Source organism: Kribbella sp. CA-245084, assembly GCF_050942355.1.
Taxonomy (GTDB): Bacteria; Actinomycetota; Actinomycetes; order Propionibacteriales; family Kribbellaceae; genus Kribbella.
The window spans coordinates 3,429,771-3,445,455 of the sequence record NZ_CP192053.1; the positions used below are offsets into that span (position 1 = coordinate 3,429,771).

Here is a 15,685-nt window from a genome sequence, read left to right on the forward strand (position 1 = left end):
GAACGGTGAGCGTCTATCGTCTGCGGCATGCAATCTCTGTCTCCACGGGCCCGGGCGCTCGGTGCGGCCGTGCTCTGCCTGGTGATCGCGGTCGCGGCCGGACTCGCGGTGGACAGCCGGCTCGACCGGCACTGGATCCTGCGCGGGCTCACGGTCTTCCTCGCGATCTGCTGTGCGGCACTGCTGCTGACCGATCAGAGCCGGCGGCTCCGGCAGATCATCACGGCGATCGGGCTGGCGATGTTCGGGCTGATCATCCCCTGGTCGCAGACGACGTGGTCGAAGCCGCCGGAGATCAAGTTCGCGCTGCAGGTCGCGACCGACGCCAAGAGCGCGGCCGAGAAGGGATCCAGCAGTACCGTCACCGTCGCGAACGTGAAGACCGCGGCCGAGGCGCGCGGCGGCGCCATCGGCTCCTTCGTCACCGAGAAGAGCCCGCAGGTGCACGGCGCGGGCGCGTTCCCGGTCATCGTCCGCGCCAAGCGCGACCAGGGCCGCCCGTGGTCCTGCGTCTCATTCACCGGCCTCGACGCGAAGGTCCGGCCCTGCTGAGAGGACCTAGGCCTGCCGGGCCAGTTCCTCAGCGCGATCCAACGGGTTCCAGGTGATCGGGCGATCGGCGAGCTGAGCCTCGACAACCTCCAACCCGGCTTCCCAACCAGCGGCAGCAGGACGCGCGGCCGAGGGATCCGACAGCACGTTGGTGAAGACCAGACGGCTGCCCTCCGCCGTACCGGTGATCTCCCAGGTGAGGATCTCACCGGCCATTCGTACTCGAGCACCGACGGCGGCTCGTTCCGCAGCATCCGCCCGCTCGACCCTTCGCTCATCCCGTACCGGCGACGCTGCTCCTCGGTCACCCCGAAGAACAGCGCACTCCCGGCCGGCACATCCAGCTCCACGACGGCAGGCGTCAGGGAATCACTCGGGCCGCGTCGAACCAGGTGCCGGGGTTCTTCGGGTTCTTCGTCAAGGTCATGGATTCGGCGATCTGGCGCAGTTGCTCCATGGACGGCTTCGCGGCGTACGACGTGATCACGACCGCGACACCGTTCGACTCGAGGCGGAGGGTGTTGAGCGGTCCCGAGGTGGTGACCTTCGACGGATCCCTCTTCGAGTACGTGATGTGAGCGGGCGTGTAGTAGGCCTTCATGCCGTGGATGACGGTGTCGGCCTTGCCGCCGCGGATCGTGGTCATCTGGTTCCAGAACTTGCCGGTGTCGTACCTGATCGACAGGTCGTCACCAGGCATCGGGTCCCACGCGTTGCCGGCCACCAGGCCGGCCGGCTTCAGCACCGGCGGCACGTAGCCGGTGGCTGGGTTCCCGTCGCTCAGTAGTGCGGTGAACTCTTCGCCGGATCCGGGGATCCCGCTGTCGTACGGCTGGTAGAGAACCGAGTGCGGCGAAAGACCCTTCGGGAGTTCGCCGGGCTTGATCGGGGAGCCGAGATTGCGGGTCGGCGGTGAGATCAACTTGGCGAGGGTGACGGCCGGTGCCGGCTGCGTCGTCGGCTCCAGCTCGGTGCCCTGAGGGAGCAGAGTCTCGCAGCTGAGCAGCGCCCACACCCCGTCGACCGGCTGCCACGCCAGGACCTTCCGCTCCTTGGCGGACAACGGGAAGCTGTAGTTCGACGGCCCGGGCATGAACGGCGTCTTCCCGTCCGAGGTAACCACCCGCGCCTTGTGTTCGCCGATGTCGATCGTCGGGCTGCCGGCCGGGATCGTCGAGGGGTCGAAGTCGCCGTTGCGGTGCAGCTGAAGCTGGCAGAACGGCGCCGCGGTCCGGGTGTCGATGTTGACCAGCTCGTAGTCCTGGCGGTTCGCGGTGAATCGCTGGTCGACCGCCTTGAAGTTCTTCGGCAGGTTCAGGTCGACCCAGCGCGACCAGGCTGGGTTGCGCTCGTCCTGGGCTGCCGGGCCTGACCCGTTGTGCGAGATCACCTGAGGTAGGACGACCGCCGCGATCGCCGCACACGCGGTGGCGACCGCAGTACCGACGATCGGCCCGGTACGTCGTGATCGGCGCGCGCTCCGCGGCAGCAGACTCGCGCGGATGCCGGCGGGATGCGGCGCCTGGTCGGCCAGGTGGTCGAAGGCGTCGCGGAGGTCTTCTTCAGTACGCATGGTGGACGTCCTCTGTCACGCGATTGCTGGTGAATTCGATACGTAAGGTGGCCAGAGCTCGCGAGGCATGGGCGCGCACGGTGCCCGGCGAGCAGCCGATCGTCTCGGCGATCTCGTTGTCGGTGAGGCCGCCGAAGTACCGCAGTACCAGGACGGCTCGTTGACGCCGGGGGAGCTTGGCCAGCTCGCGAAGCAACTGGTCATGGTCGGCGGCAAGTTCGGCGTGGTCCGGGCTGGTGCCGGACTCGATCTCGGCGATCGGGACGTAGCGGGACCACTTCCGGCGCCAGGACAGGTACTCGTTGACCGTCATCCGGCGCAGGTAGGCGTCCGGGCTGTCGGCGGCACCGATCCGCGCCCAGTTGCGCTGCGCCTTGATCGCGACGTCCTGGACCACGTCCTCGGCCAGGTGCGGCGAGCCGCACAGCACCGTGGCGAACCGGAGCAGCGGCGGCAACCCGGACCGGGTCCACTCGTCGAAGGTCACGTCGTCTCCACTTCCGGCCGGTGCAGCACCGGCCTACACCAGTACAGACGACGGCAGGTCCGGATCTGCTGAGTCCAGACGGAGCCCACCCTGGGTCCATGGTGTGGGCAATCGATTTCTCAGAGCCCTCAGAACCGCTAGGGTCGCGCGTATGACTCTTGGGAATCTCACCGGTATCAGTGCGCTCGCCGAGGTCGAGTCGCGGTCCATCAGTGCGGAGAACCCGACCGGCGAGCCCGGTCAGGGTGGGCGGCGGACCGAGGGGACCGGGGCGCATGCGGCCCGGGATCTCGGTCAGGGGTGGAAGGTCTCGCCGTCGATCGAGATCGGGCCGGGGGAGACCGCGACGCTGGCAGATATCGCCGGCTCCGGCTGCGTCACCCACATCTGGCTGACCACGCACGTCGACCACTGGCGCCGGCTGGTGCTGCGCGGGTACTGGGACGGCGACACGGCACCGGCGATCGAGACTCCGGTCGGCGACTTCTTCTGCTCCGGCTGGGGCAAGTTCGCGCAGGTCAGCTCGCTGCCCGTCGCGGTGAACCCGAACGGCGGCTTCAATTGCTACTGGGAGATGCCGTTCAAGGAGCACGCCACGTTCACGCTGGAGAACACGCACGACGAGAAGGTGGTCGTGTACTTCCAGGTGGACTACTGGCTCGGCGCAGTGCCCGACAAGTCGGCGTACCTGCATGCGCAGTGGCGGCGGAGCAATCCGCTCGAGTCGAAGACGGTCCACACACTTCTGGACGGTGTGGAAGGGCCGGGGCACTACGTCGGCACCTACCTCGCCTGGGGCGTCAACAGCACCGGGTGGTGGGGTGAGGGCGAGGTGAAGTTCTACCTCGACGGCGACGACCAGTACCCGACCATCTGCGGCACAGGTACCGAGGACTACTTCGGCGGGGCGTGGAACTTCGACGTACCTCACCTGGGCGGCTACACCGAGTTCAGTACGCCGTACCTCGGTATGCCGCAGGTGATCCGCCCGGACGGGCAGTACCAGAGCCAGCAACGCTTCGGCATGTATCGCTTCCACCTGCCAGACCCGATCCGCTTCAAGGAGAAGCTGCGCGTCGACGTACAGGCGCTCGGCTGGCGCTCCGGCGGCCGCTACCTACCGCTGCAGGACGACATCTCCTCGACCGCGTTCTTCTACTCAGGCAGGACGAGTACGACGCGACCGGACGCGCCGACGCACGACGTCATGGAGATCTGCTAGAGCGCATCGATCCACCGCCGCAGCCGCCGCGCCTGGCCGGCCATCAGCTCGCGCTCACCGAGCGTCCCGGCCAGGACGGCAGCGCCCTGGTACCCGGCGACGAGCTCCACCGCGAGCGCCCGCGCGCCACGGCAACCCATCGCCCGGAACTCCCGCTCGGCCCAGTCGAGCGGGATCCGCATCAGCTCGACGGCATGCGGGTCCGTCCCGTCGGCGCGCTTGGCCAGCTCGGTCGCGAGCGTCCCGTACGGGCAGCCGTACAGCGCGGTCTCATCGGACCGATCCGCGAGTACGTCGACCAGCGCCTTGAGCCGCGCCTTCGGGCTGCGATGCCGGCGCTCCACCTCGGCGAGCGTCGCCGTCAGGCCCTCGACATGCGCCTCGACGATCGCGCCGACGATCTCTTCCTTGGTCTTGAAGTAGTAGTAGACGTTCCCCAGCGGTACGTCGGCCGCCGCCGCGATGTGCGTCAGCGTCGTCGGCGCGACACCCTGCCGATAGACCATCTCTCCGGCCGCAGCGACCAGTCGTTCTCGTTTGCCCACAGCCTCGAGTATAAGAACTGTCGGTGGCCGGTTCTAGGTTAGTTACCTAACTAACTCGAAGGTGAGGAGAGCACCATGCAACGCACCGCGATCAACCCGTGGAACTGGTCGGTGGGTCTGGGATTCGACCAGGCGCAGCTCATCGAAGGCCGCCGTCGTGAGCTCATCTGCAGCGCGCAGGACTCGGTGGACGCCGACGGAAACTCGCAGCATCCAGGTGACATGGCAGCGCAGTTGAGGCTGGCACTCGACAACCTCGAAGCTGTCCTCGACGGCGCCGACATGACCGTGGCCAACGTGGTCCGGCTCAACATCTACACGACCGACGTCGCCGGGTTGCTGCCGCACTTCGGCATCCTGGCCGAGCGCTTCGGAGGCACACCCGACCGCTTCGCCAGCAGCGTGCTCGGCGTCGCGAGCCTCGCGGGGCCGGACCTCCTGGTCGCCCTCGAAGCCACCGCGATGGATTAAGGCGTGGGCAAAGGATTCTGCAGAGCCGTGTCGGCGAGGACGACGAGGGCCGCGGTCCACGCGAGTGGCGCCTCGCCGGCCGGCTCCAGATCCCGGTTCACCTTTTCCGGCAAGGCGCCGGTGCTGGTCCGGTGCTGATCGAGCCAGGACAGCAAGGTGTTCGCCGTGGTCTGATCCCCGCGCGCTGCAGCGCTCAGCGCGAACAATGCGGTCTGGGGCGTCCAGGACACTCCATCTGCGCGCCAGGATTCGCCGGGCGTCACACCGCCGTTGGGCTGCATGAGTGCGGCGTGCGCGCGGTCGATCGCGCTCGAGACGACCGCACGCGCCGGGGCGAACGGCGGTCCGAGCACCGTCACGATCGCGTCCGCGCCGCCGCCGATGCCGATCGGTTCGACACCCGGCTCGACGAAGCTCGTCGCCGCCGCCGGAGTCCGCGGATAGTCCGGTCCGAAGACCCGATCGGTTGCCGCCGACAACGTTTCGAGCGCAGCCTGCCAGCGGGTCGCCTCAGCCGGGTGGTGCTGGTCGGTCGCGATCCGGACCGCTGACCGGAGCCCGGTCAGCAGCGGCGCGACTGTCCCGAGAGTCAGCTCCTTCTCGCGCCGCTCCCAGTAGTCGGACGACGGCGCAGGCAATCCGTCCGCGGCGAGCTCGGTGACGATCTGGTCGGCCGACTCCCGGACCATCTCCCAGTACCTGTCGCCCGCCCGGCAGAACCAGGTCGCCCACAGCACCCACCCGGACCCGTCCAGCTGCGACGCGCGACCGTCGTCGACCCGTGCGCCGGTCTCGGTGTACCGCGCCTCCCACCGTCCCGTTGACGGCCGGACGCGATCCAGAAACGCCAGTACGTCGAGCGCCGCGTCGTACTGGCCGATCGCGCACCGGGCGACGGCGACGAACGACGCGTCGCGCGGCCAGACGTACCGCCACGGGCCGTTCCAGCCGGCCAGCGTGGCGCCGTTCGGAAGCGTGAGACCGTCCAGATCGGCCAGTGCGTGCTGCACCAGGTCGTCGTACTTCCCGCTGACGAGGGCCGAGTCGGCGTGGGTCGCCGTACGGCCGGGGATACCGTCGCCGACCAGGCGGGGCTGCGGGTTGCGGATCAGGTTGCTGGTCGTCCCAGCGGCAAGGATCGCGAGCAGGAGGGCAATGACGGCGTACGGGAACCAGCTGTGCCGGCTGCCTCCGCGCATGGTCCCCTCCTATTGAGCCAGGTGCTGCACTTCCGCCTCGAACTTACGCCGCGGCGCCAGCTCGACCAGATACATCGCCGACACCACCAACGCTCCACCCACCAGCATCCGCCACGTGAGGCTGTCGGAGCCGAACAGTACTGCGAATGTCGAGGCGAACACTGGCTCCATTGTCATCGCAATCGCGGCCCGCGTGGGAGTCAGGTGTGCCTGCGCCCAGGTCTGCACGATCAGCGCGAGCGCTCCGGCGACCAGCGCCATGTAGACGACCGCGACCCAGTCGCGGCTGGAGCTCGGCACCGAGAACCCGCCGGGCAGTGCGCCGATCCCACAGACGCACGTGATCACGATCATCTGCAGCGCCGACAGGCCGAAGGCGTTCTTCGGGGTCGACCACGCGCCCAGCCCGATGATGTGCAGCGCATAGAGCCCGGCCGAGGCCAGCGTCAGCAGCTCGCCGGTGCCCAGTGTGAGCCCGCGCAGGGACAGTACGCCGAGGCCGACCGTGGCGAGGATCACGGCGAACCAGGCCCAGCGGCCGATCTTGTGCCGCAGGATGACCGCGCCGAGCAGCGGGGTGAACACGACGTACATGCCGGTGACGAAGCCGGAAACGCTCGCCGACGTGTGCCGCAGGCCCTCGGTCTGCACGAGCTGGGCGATGCCGTACGTGATGCCGAGGGCAACGGCCCGTCCGCGGTCCAGGCGGCTCAGCTTCGAGATCGCCGGCGGGTGGATCAGCACCAGCGCGACCGAGGCGATCAGGAATCGCAACGCCAGGTAGTCGGCGACGTCCATCCTGGTGAGCAGGTCCTTGGTCAGGAAGAACGTCGACCCCCACGCCGCCGCGACCGCGAGCAGGGCGAGTACGGCGATACGCGGGCGGTTCACGCCGCACATCACATCAGAAGCCTTCAGTAGAAGGCAAAACGGCCTAAAGCACAGTGACGATGACCGTGCTGCCGGGTTGCGCCTTCTTTCCGGCGCTCGGGCTCTGCGCGGCGACGATGTTCAGCCCCAGGTTGAACGGCGCCTTCTGCACCGTGACCTTGAAGCCGGCATCGGTCAGGATCTTCTGCGCGTCCGCGGTGCTCTTCCGCTTGACGTCCGGTACGTCGACCAGCGGCGGGCCGAGCGAGACCACCATCGTGACCTTGTCCTTGGCGAACAACGTGCCGCTGTTCGGGGTCTGGCTGATCACGTTGCCCTCGGCGACCTTCTCGTCGTACTGCGTGGTGCGGCCGACGGTGAAGCCGAGCTTGCGGAGTGCCTTGCCGGCGTCGTGGTAGGACTTGCCGGTCCAGTCGGGCACGGTGATCGGCCGTTTGCCCTTGCTGACCGCGAAGTTGACCGCGGTGCCCGGCTTCACGACCGTGTTGAACCGCGGGCTGATCGCCATCACCCGCCCCTGCGGCACGGTCTCGCTGTACTGCTCGTTGATCTGCCCGGTGATCAGCTTGATCGGGGACAGCGCCTGCTGGGCGGCCTCCAGTTGCAGACCGACGAGCTGCGGCACCCGGTAGCGTTCAGGACCCTTCGAAACGGTGAGACCGATATCACCGTTCTTCCGGATCCGATCGCCCGCCGCCGGGTCGGTCCGCATGACCGATCCCAAGGGCACGTCCTCGGAGTAGTCCTGGTTGTCCAGGCTCGTGCGCAGGCCGGACTTCTCCGCCTCCGCTGCTGCGACCGCGGGCGCCATGCTCACCAGGTTGGGCGTGGTGGTGTAGCGGTGGATGCCGTAGTACCAGGCCGCTGTGCCGATGGCGATCGCTGCGGCCAGGATGACGATCAGTGCGATCGGTCCGCGACCGCGGCGCTGCTGCTGCTGCGGTGGCGCGGCTGGTGGCTTGGCCGGAGCGCCTGTCGGCCGACCACGTTCCACAGGTACGACGATGGTGTCGTGGCGGAGCGGTTCACTCGATACGTCCCCGCGCGTGTAGCCGTCGTCGTACCCGCTGTCCTGCCGGATCTGCTGGATCGGCACAGTCAGGTCGCCGGTCAGTTCCGGGTCGTCCGGCAGGCCTTCCTCGAGCGCACTGCGTACGCGGTGCACCTGCCGGCTGAACACTCGCGCATCGGTCGGCCGTAGGTCCCGGTCACGCGCAGTCGCACGCTGCACGAGCGCATCGACGTACGGCGGGATGCTCGGCACCTCGAGCGAGGGAGCGGGTACGTCGGCGTGGACATGCGCGTATGCGACCTGGATCGGGGTGTCGCCGGAGTGGGGCTTGTTGCCGGTGAGCAACTCGTACAAGAGGATGCCGGCCGAGTACACGTCCGAGCGGGCGTCCGCACTGCCGTCGGTGACCAGCTCTGGCGCCAGGTACGACACCGTGCCCATCAGGAGGCCCTGCGTGGCGGTGTTGCCGCTGGCGCTGACCGCACGGGCCAGGCCGAAGTCGGCGACCTTCACCGCGCCCTTGTCGGAGATCAGCACGTTCTCAGGCTTGATGTCGCGGTGCACGATGCCGGCGTCGTGAGCGGCCGACAGTGCGGACAGGACCGGGGTGAGCAGGTCGAGCGCGCGGGCGGGGGAGAGCGGCGCCTGCTCGCGGATGACGTCACGCAGCGTGCGGCCCGGCACGTACTCCATCGCCAGGAACAGCGTGCCGTCGTCGTCACCTTGGTCGAAGACCGCGACCACGTTCGGGTTCGAGAGGCGGGCGGCGGCCCGGGCCTCGGCCACGAACCGGCGGGCGAACTGGGCGTCGTCACCGAGCCCGTCGTGCATCACCTTGAGCGCGACAGTGCGGTCCAGCCGGGTGTCGAGGGCACGGTAGACGGTCGCCATGCCGCCCTTCGCGACACGTGCGTCCACGCGATACCGGCCGTCGAGCACTCGCCCGACGAGGCGGTCGCTGACCTGCGTGTCCACGTCATCCGTCACTTGCGGTGAGCCGCCTCTCCAAACGTTCTGCTCAGAGAGTGTAGATAACGCCTCAGCGTGACTGGCTCAGGCTCACCGCAGGGGGTCCCACCCGCGTTCGAGCTGAGCCTTGATCCGGAGCACATTCTGGACGTACAGCTTCGTGTCCGGATACACACCGTTCTTCTTCACGCCGCCCAGGCCCTGGTAGTACCCGGCGACCGCGAGGTCGAGGCGGGCCGCGCCGGTCAGTCGGCTCAGGAGCACGACTCCGGCGGTGACGTTGTCCTGCGGCTTGAGCAGATCGAGCTTCCGGCCGACGATGCTCGAGGCGAACTTGCCGGTGGACGGGATCACCTGCATCGCGCCGACCGCGTTGGCGGGGGAGACGACGCGCTGCTTCCAGCCGGACTCCTGCCAGCTCACCGCGAGCGCGAGCTGCGGGTCGACGCCGTACCGCTTCGAGGTCGTCACGATCAGTGACCGCATCTGGGTGCGGGTCGGCAGCTTGCGCTGTTTCAGGATCGCCCGGTTGCGGTTGGCCTGCGCGACGATGTGGTCGGCGTACGTGCGGCCGGCGAAGGTGTTGTCGGTGCGTGCCTTCTTGGGCGGCTTCTTGGGGTGCAGCTTCACCGGGACCTGCAACGGCTTGCCGGCGTAGATGCGGTCGCCGGAGCGCAGCCCGTTCGCGGCCAGCAGGTTGGCCTGGGAGCACTTGAACCGCTTCGCGATCTTCGAGACGGTGTCGCCGCGCTTGACGACGTACGTCACCCGGCCGAGCTGGGAACGCTTGGCCGGCTGGGCTGTCCTGGTGGTCGACCCCTTGGCGGGGACCTTCAGGACCTCGCCGGCGTAGATCGCGTTGCCGTTGCCGGGCAGCTTGTTCAGCGCGACCAGCGTCATGACCGACGTGCCGTACCGGCCGGCGATGTGGCTGAGGGTGTCACCCTGTTTCACCTTGTACGCGCCGAAACCGGGCGAGCCGGCCGTGATCACGGCCGCGGTCAGGACCGGCACGGCGAGCCCGCTCAGCACCCGTAGGACCTTGTGCATGGCAACCATCTCCCCGTGTGACGTCCTGTTGACCGTAAGCGCTGGTACAGATGTGACAACAGGGGGCCATGGGGTACGTGTTACGCCTGTAATGCAATGTTTACAATTCAAGGCTGAACTACATTGTTGTCGTTCACAAGCATTCCGGTTGCTGCAGGCAACGGTGAGTCAGTGCCCGAACCGGCTGGCGAGGAAGGGCTTCGCGAGATCCGGCAGCGCTCCGGTGCGGACGGTCTCGGCCAGCACCTGCGCGGTGACCGGCGTCAGCAGTACGCCGTTCCGGTAGTGGCCGGTTGCCCAAAGCAACCGATCCAGACCGGACGGTCCGAGGATCGGCGCGTTGTCCGGAGTCGCGGGACGGAGCCCGGCGATCGCCTCGACCAGTTCGAGCTCGTCGATGATCGGCAGGACGGTCCGGGCGTCGCGCAGCAATGCGAACACGCCGCCCGCCAGTACCCGAGTGTCGTAGCCGAGCTCGGTGGTGGTCGCGCCGACCACGAGCTCGCCACCGGGCCGCGGCACCAGGTAGACGGAGAAGCCGCGCGCAGTCGCCCGCACGGTGTGCTGCAGCGCAGGACGGTACGCCTCGGGCACTCGCAGCCGCAGTACCTCACCCTTCACCGGTCGCACCGGCGGACGCAGCTCCTCGGGTACGCCGTCCAGCTGCGACGACCACGGTCCGGTCGCAGCGATCACGTGACCCGCCTGCACGGTGTCGCCGTTCTCCAGCAGTACGCCGACAGCCGTCGTACCTGACGTGAGGACGCGCGCAACACGTTGGCGGATGAGTTGGACGCCCGAGAGCTCGACGGCGCGCAGGAGAGTGGCGACTGCTTGCCTGTTGTCGACGGAGTGGTCACCGGGGACCCAGACGCCACCGGAGACGCCTGTGGCGAGTAGTGGTTCGCGCCGGCGGGCGTCGCGACCGGACAGCTCCTCCACCTCGAGTCCGAGCCGTCGCTGGTAGTCGGCGAGCCGGCGGAGCGCTGCTGCGTCGTCGACGTCGTACGCGACAGACAGCGTGCCGGTCCGGTGCAGGCCGGCGGGCTGGCCGGTCAGCTCTTCCAGTTCGTCGGCGAAGGCGGGCCAGGCTTTCACGGATGCCAGGTTGAGGGCGAGCAGGTCGTCCTCGCCGTACTCGACCTCGGTGACCGGCGCGAGCATGCCGGCGGCGACGTTGGAGGTCTGAGCGCCAGGCGTCGGGTCGCACACCGTCACCTTGATGCCGTCGACCGCCAGTCGCCATGCGGTCGCCAGACCGATCAGTCCGGCGCCGATCACCACCACGTCAGGCATGGCACAGAGCCTACGGCTGCGCTGGCATGGCAGGCTTTGGGGTGTGACTGACCACACCGAACGGCTCGACGACGCCCGCCTCTACCTGTGTACGGATGCCCGCGAGAAGCAGGGTGACCTCGAGCAGTTCCTCGACGCCGCACTGGCCGGCGGCGTGGACATCGTGCAGCTCCGGCAGAAGGAGATGGAGGCTGCCGACGAGCTGGCCGCGCTGGAGGTGTTCGCCGACGCGTGCAAGCGGCACGGCAAGCTGCTGGCAGTCAACGACCGCGCCGACATCGCCTTCGCCGCGGGCGCCGACGTACTGCACCTGGGGCAGCGTGACCTGCCGGTGCATGCCGCTCGCGCGGTCACCGGACCGGGCCCGATCATCGGGCGGTCGACGCACACATTCAGCCAGGTGAACGCCGCGGTGGCCGAGCAGGGGTCGGACTACTTCTGTGTCGGTCCGACGTGGGCGACGCCGACCAAGCCGGGACGTCAGGCCGCCGGTCTGGAGCTGGTGTCGTACGCCGCGGGGCGCCGCCAGTCGAAGCCGTGGTTCGCGATCGGCGGGATCGACCTCGAGCGGCTGGACGACGTACTGGAAGCAGGTGCGACGCGAGTGGTCGTCGTACGCGCGATCACCGACGCGGACGACCCGGGGGAGGCGGCCCGCGAGTTCAGTCGGAGACTTCGGTGATCAACAACCCGAAGGCCGCGCGGATCGTCGCGGTCGTGGTGATCGCCATGCTGGTGATCACGCTGGCGGCATCGCTGTTCGGGTGCTCGGCGGACACGAAGGCCTCCAGTGACGTCGATCCGGAGAGCGGTCTGAAGATCGTCGCGGTCGCCGACCTGCCGAAGGAGGCGCAGGCCACGCTGAAGCTGATCGACCAGGGCGGACCGTACCCGTACAGCCGCGACGGCGTGGTGTTCGGGAATCTGGAGAAGATCCTTCCGAAGCACGATCGCGGCTACTACCACGAGTACACCGTGAAGACGCCGGGCGAGAAGGACCGTGGTGCCCGCCGGATCGTGACCGGTAACGCTCAGGAGCGTTACTACACGGACGACCACTACAAGTCCTTCCGCCGCATCGCGGAAGACGGGGGAACTTCATGACCGATCTACGCGCGCTGCTGTCGGACGGGCTCCGTCCGGGCGTCTACCGCTGGCCATCGACGGCGACTGCCGACCAGGTACGCCGTGATGCTGCCGCAGCCGGGTTCGGATTCGTCCTGCTCGACACCGGCGAGATCCAGGACAAGGCAGGGTTCCTGGACCTGTGTGCGACTGCGTTCGACCTGCCGCGCTGGTTCGGCCGGAACTGGGACGCGCTGGCCGATTCCCTGAGCGACCGATCGACCGGAGAGCCCGAGGTCGTGCTGTGGTCCGGTCTACGGCACCTGCTCGAGCACGACCACGACACCGTCGATGTAGCCCTGCAGATCTTCGCCGAGGACACCACCAACTCCGGTCAGCTCCGGGTCCTCATTCACGAGCGGGCCGGCGCCGAAGCGCCGGACCTGTTGAGCTCACTGCCGATCCTGTAGGCGCTCGGTCAGTTCGTCGAGATCCTCGGCGAACAAGAGATTGCGGCCGCGGTTGCTCTCCCGGACCCAGTCGGCCAGCGGCCGGCTCGCCGCGACCCGCGACGAGATGTCGCCGACGACGGCAAGCCCCATCTGGTACATCACGAACTTCTGCGTGATCGCACCGGCCAGCCCGGTCCGCAGTTCGAAGAACTCGTCACCGAGCTGCTCCGGCGTGAACGCGATCCACTCGGCCCGGTGCGCGTAGTGCGCGTCGACGATGAGCTGCACGGCGTCGCTCTCGGTGGCAACGGCCGTTTCACTGACGAACACCTTCACGCTGGCAAGGTCAACCATATGCTTCAAAATACCTTATCTGTCCCTCTGTTGCCATTTATAGGGAATTCTAAGGAACTTGCCATAGTCTAGTGAGATGGCGCAGGAGCTGTACTCGGTCGAGCAGGTGGCGAATCGGCTGGGGCTGCACGTTCGCACGATCCGGAACTACGTTCGCGACGGCCGGCTCAAGGCGGTGCGGATCGGCAAGCAGTACCGCATCACCCGCGAGGACCTCGAGGAGTTCACCGGCGCACCCACCGCCGTGGTCGACGTCGACCGGTCCGCCCGGCACGTCGAGGCGTCGAGCATCGTCCACATCGACGCCGTCGATCGAGCGACCGCGGACCGCATCACCACGCACATCCTCGGCGCGCTCAACCAGCCCGAGGCGGTCAACCTCAAGGCCGAGACCATCTACGACGAGGACCGGGCCGTCCTCAAGGTCATCGTCCTCGGCAACCTTCCGGCCACCGCCGACCTGCTGCGGCTGATCAACCTGATGGCCGACCAGTAGCTGCTACACCGAGCGAGAGGTCGCCGCGATCGCCAAGTCCGTCAGGGCTTTGCGGCTCGCGTCGTCGGCAAGCGGCGCCTCGTCCAGAGCGTCGAGGGCATCCTCGGTGCGGTTGGTGATCAGTTCTTCGCAGGCCTGTACGGCGCGGGAGTCCTGCAGGATCTCGCGCAGCAGCTGGATCTCGTCGTCGTCCAGATCCGGCCGCCCGAACAGCCGGTCGAACTCGGACAGCTGGACCTCGGACGCGTGGTCGATCGCATAGGCGATCAGGACCGTGCGCTTGCCCTCGCGCAGATCGTCCCCGGCCGGCTTGCCGGTGACCGCCGGATCACCGAAGACTCCGAGCAGATCGTCCCGCAACTGGAACGCCTCACCCAGCGGCAGTCCGTAGCCCGACAACGCCGAGATCAACCGCGAGTCGGCGCCGGCCAGCGCGGCGCCCACATGGAGCGGGCGTTCGATCGTGTACGTGGCGGACTTGTAGCGCAGTACTCGCAGGGCCAGATCCATGTCCGACTCGCCGCTCGCCTGCGCCAGCAGATCGAGGTACTGCCCGGCGGTCACCTCGACGCGCACCGCGTCGAAGTACTGCTCGGCTCGCGCCAGCGCCGCCGCGTCGAACCCGGACGTGTGCAGCAGCTCGTCGGCCCAGATCAGGCACAGATCCCCGAGCAGGATCGCCGCGCCGATCCCGAAACCGACCGGATCGCCGCCGTGGCCGCTCTTCTCGGCCCGCTCCCGCTGCAACGCCTCGAACCGGCGATGAGCGGCCGGCGCACCCCGTCGTACGTCGGAAGAATCCATCACGTCGTCGTGGACGAGCGCGCTGACGTGCAGCATCTCCAGGCTCGCCGCGGCGGTCAGGATCGGCTGCGCCGGATCACCCCCGGCGGCCCGGAAACCCCAGTAACAGAAGGACGGACGCAGCCGCTTGCCGCCGCTGGTCGCGTCCCGTGCGGCCTGCACCTGCTCGGTCAGCTCCGGCCCGATCGCGGCCAGCCGCTCCTCCTGCCGATCCAGGAATCCACTCAGCGCCAGCTGGATCCCGCCCGGAATATCCACATCACCGTCCACGTCTCGGAGCGTAGTCGGTGGGCAGACAGGTCCGAGCACCGCGGGTAACCTGTGCGGCATGGCGAACGGGCTTCCTTCGACGCGTCCCGGCGGGGCGCCGACGATCCGCGAACTGCTTGCGTCCGGAGACCGGTCCTTCTCGTTCGAGTTCTTCCCACCGAAGACGCCCGAGGCGGAGGAGGTGCTGTGGCGGTCGATCCGTGAGATCGAGCAGCTGCACCCGACCTTCGTCTCGATCACGTACGGCGCCGGCGGGACGACCCGTGACGGCACGATCCGGGTCACCGAGCGGGTCGCCCAGGACACCTCGCTGACCCCGCTCGGTCACCTGACCTGCGTCTCGCACTCGCGGGACGAGCTGCGCTCGGTGATCGGTGCGTACGCCGGAGCCGGCGTCCGGAACATGCTCGCGCTGCGCGGCGACCCGCCCGGCGGGCCGAACCAGCCGTGGGTCGCGCACGCCGAAGGCCTCAACCACGCGGTCGAGCTGGTCGAGCTGATCCGTTCACTCGGCGACTTCAGCGTCGGCGTCGCGGCGTTCCCGGACAAGCACCCGGAAGCGACCTCGCTGGAGGCGGACGCCCAGGTGCTCGCCGCCAAGGCGCAAGCGGGTGCCGACTACGCGATCACCCAGATGTTCTTCGGCGCCGACGACTACTTCCGGTTGATCGACCGCTCCGCTGCGCTCGGCTGCGACATGCCGGTGCTGCCGGGCATCATGCCGGTCACCAACATCAAGCAGATCCAGCGGATGGCCGAGCTCACCGGGATGGCGTTGCCCGAGGTGGTGACGTCGCGGCTGCTCGCGGTCGAGGACGAGCCTGCGGCGGTTCGCGAGATCGGTATCGAGATTGCGACCGAGCTCTGCGAACGCCTGCTGGCCGGCGGAGCGCCGGGCATCCACTTCATCACCCTGAACAGGTCGACGGCGACCCGACAGGTCTTCCGCAACCTCAGCTCGACCGTCGTATCCTGAC

19 protein-coding genes are annotated in these 15,685 nt (G+C 68.2%); 8 read left to right on the top strand and 11 right to left on the bottom strand.

The genetic code is table 11. The features are described from left to right. Positions 1–27 precede the first annotated feature (27 nt). Positions 28–552, top strand: a complete 525-nt coding sequence (locus ACQPYH_RS16485) for a hypothetical protein (protein ID WP_432892243.1) — start codon at positions 28–30, stop codon at positions 550–552. Between the two features lie 6 nt (positions 553–558). Here ACQPYH_RS16485 and ACQPYH_RS16490 read toward each other — a convergent pair whose 3' ends face one another. The 3 genes from ACQPYH_RS16490 to ACQPYH_RS16500 form a co-directional block, all read right to left on the bottom strand. Next, on the bottom strand, positions 559–768 hold the full coding sequence (locus tag ACQPYH_RS16490; protein WP_432892244.1) for a hypothetical protein: 210 nt from the start codon (positions 766–768) through the stop codon (positions 559–561). A gap of 145 nt (positions 769–913) precedes the next feature. Next, a complete protein-coding gene (locus ACQPYH_RS16495) occupies positions 914–2,125 on the bottom strand; it encodes a hypothetical protein (protein ID WP_432892245.1) in 1,212 nt (403 codons plus the stop codon). Next, positions 2,115–2,612, bottom strand: coding sequence for a SigE family RNA polymerase sigma factor (locus ACQPYH_RS16500; RefSeq protein ID WP_432892246.1), 498 nt, complete (start codon positions 2,610–2,612; stop codon positions 2,115–2,117). Before ACQPYH_RS16500 ends, ACQPYH_RS16495 begins: the two co-directional genes overlap by 11 nt. A 151-nt stretch (positions 2,613–2,763) precedes the next feature. On the opposite strand from ACQPYH_RS16500, the gene ACQPYH_RS16505 reads away from it, so the two are divergent. Further along, positions 2,764–3,834: a glycoside hydrolase family 172 protein gene (locus ACQPYH_RS16505; protein WP_432892248.1), complete on the top strand. Its 1,071-nt coding sequence runs from the start codon at positions 2,764–2,766 to the stop codon at positions 3,832–3,834. Here the strand turns inward: ACQPYH_RS16505 and ACQPYH_RS16510 are convergent. Continuing rightward, positions 3,831–4,379 (bottom strand): TetR/AcrR family transcriptional regulator, encoded by a 549-nt coding sequence (locus tag ACQPYH_RS16510; protein ID WP_432892249.1) that lies wholly within the window; start codon positions 4,377–4,379, stop codon positions 3,831–3,833. The two genes, ACQPYH_RS16505 and ACQPYH_RS16510, sit on opposite strands and share 4 nt — an antisense overlap. Positions 4,380–4,454: 75 nt before the next feature. Between ACQPYH_RS16510 and ACQPYH_RS16515 the strand changes: the two genes are divergently transcribed. Further along, on the top strand, positions 4,455–4,850 hold the full coding sequence (locus ACQPYH_RS16515) for a RidA family protein (protein ID WP_432892251.1): 396 nt from the start codon (positions 4,455–4,457) through the stop codon (positions 4,848–4,850). Here ACQPYH_RS16515 and ACQPYH_RS16520 read toward each other — a convergent pair. The 5 genes from ACQPYH_RS16520 to thiO form a co-directional block, all read right to left on the bottom strand. After that, the gene (locus tag ACQPYH_RS16520) at positions 4,847–6,049 is read right to left on the bottom strand and encodes a glucoamylase (RefSeq protein ID WP_432892253.1); all 1,203 of its coding nucleotides are present in this window, start codon (positions 6,047–6,049) and stop codon (positions 4,847–4,849) included. The genes ACQPYH_RS16515 and ACQPYH_RS16520 overlap by 4 nt on opposite strands. Before the next feature lie 9 nt (positions 6,050–6,058). Further along, the gene (locus ACQPYH_RS16525; RefSeq protein ID WP_432892255.1) at positions 6,059–6,940 is read right to left on the bottom strand and encodes a DMT family transporter; all 882 of its coding nucleotides are present in this window, start codon (positions 6,938–6,940) and stop codon (positions 6,059–6,061) included. A 43-nt stretch (positions 6,941–6,983) separates the two neighbouring features. Further along, complete coding sequence (pknB, locus tag ACQPYH_RS16530) at positions 6,984–8,939, bottom strand: Stk1 family PASTA domain-containing Ser/Thr kinase (protein ID WP_432892257.1); 1,956 nt, start codon at positions 8,937–8,939, stop codon at positions 6,984–6,986. Positions 8,940–9,011: 72 nt separating this feature from the next. After that, a complete protein-coding gene (locus ACQPYH_RS16535) occupies positions 9,012–9,971 on the bottom strand; it encodes a LysM peptidoglycan-binding domain-containing protein (protein ID WP_432892259.1) in 960 nt (319 codons plus the stop codon). Between the two features lie 168 nt (positions 9,972–10,139). Further along, positions 10,140–11,267 carry a glycine oxidase ThiO gene (gene thiO, locus ACQPYH_RS16540; RefSeq protein WP_432892260.1) on the bottom strand — a complete coding sequence of 376 codons (1,128 nt, stop codon included), beginning with the start codon at positions 11,265–11,267 and terminating at the stop codon, positions 10,140–10,142. Positions 11,268–11,310: 43 nt separating this feature from the next. Between thiO and thiE the strand changes: the two genes are divergently transcribed. Genes thiE through ACQPYH_RS16555 form a run of 3 tightly spaced genes read left to right on the top strand, consistent with a single transcriptional unit; the run spans position 11,311 to position 12,802 of the window. Further along, the gene (thiE, locus tag ACQPYH_RS16545; RefSeq protein WP_432892262.1) at positions 11,311–11,949 is read left to right on the top strand and encodes a thiamine phosphate synthase; all 639 of its coding nucleotides are present in this window, start codon (positions 11,311–11,313) and stop codon (positions 11,947–11,949) included. Continuing rightward, positions 11,946–12,371 carry a ribonuclease domain-containing protein gene (locus tag ACQPYH_RS16550; protein WP_198681868.1) on the top strand — a complete coding sequence of 142 codons (426 nt, stop codon included), beginning with the start codon at positions 11,946–11,948 and terminating at the stop codon, positions 12,369–12,371. The genes thiE and ACQPYH_RS16550 overlap by 4 nt, the downstream gene beginning before the upstream one ends. Continuing rightward, positions 12,368–12,802: a barstar family protein gene (locus ACQPYH_RS16555; RefSeq protein WP_432892265.1), complete on the top strand. Its 435-nt coding sequence runs from the start codon at positions 12,368–12,370 to the stop codon at positions 12,800–12,802. Before ACQPYH_RS16550 ends, ACQPYH_RS16555 begins: the two co-directional genes overlap by 4 nt. On the opposite strand, the gene ACQPYH_RS16560 is transcribed toward ACQPYH_RS16555, so the two are convergent. Next, complete coding sequence (locus ACQPYH_RS16560; RefSeq protein WP_432892267.1) at positions 12,785–13,138, bottom strand: DUF4180 domain-containing protein; 354 nt, start codon at positions 13,136–13,138, stop codon at positions 12,785–12,787. The genes ACQPYH_RS16555 and ACQPYH_RS16560 overlap by 18 nt on opposite strands. A gap of 76 nt (positions 13,139–13,214) precedes the next feature. Here ACQPYH_RS16560 and ACQPYH_RS16565 point away from each other — a divergent pair, with 76 nt between their 5' ends. Beyond that, on the top strand, positions 13,215–13,634 hold the full coding sequence (locus ACQPYH_RS16565; RefSeq protein ID WP_432892269.1) for a helix-turn-helix domain-containing protein: 420 nt from the start codon (positions 13,215–13,217) through the stop codon (positions 13,632–13,634). Between the two features lie 3 nt (positions 13,635–13,637). Here the strand turns inward: ACQPYH_RS16565 and ACQPYH_RS16570 are convergent, their stop codons facing one another. Beyond that, positions 13,638–14,708: a polyprenyl synthetase family protein gene (locus tag ACQPYH_RS16570; protein WP_432892271.1), complete on the bottom strand. Its 1,071-nt coding sequence runs from the start codon at positions 14,706–14,708 to the stop codon at positions 13,638–13,640. 58 nt (positions 14,709–14,766) lie between these two features. Between ACQPYH_RS16570 and metF the strand changes: the two genes are divergently transcribed. Beyond that, the gene (metF, locus tag ACQPYH_RS16575; protein WP_432892272.1) at positions 14,767–15,684 is read left to right on the top strand and encodes a methylenetetrahydrofolate reductase [NAD(P)H]; all 918 of its coding nucleotides are present in this window, start codon (positions 14,767–14,769) and stop codon (positions 15,682–15,684) included. The last annotated feature ends 1 nt before the right edge of the window (position 15,685 follow it).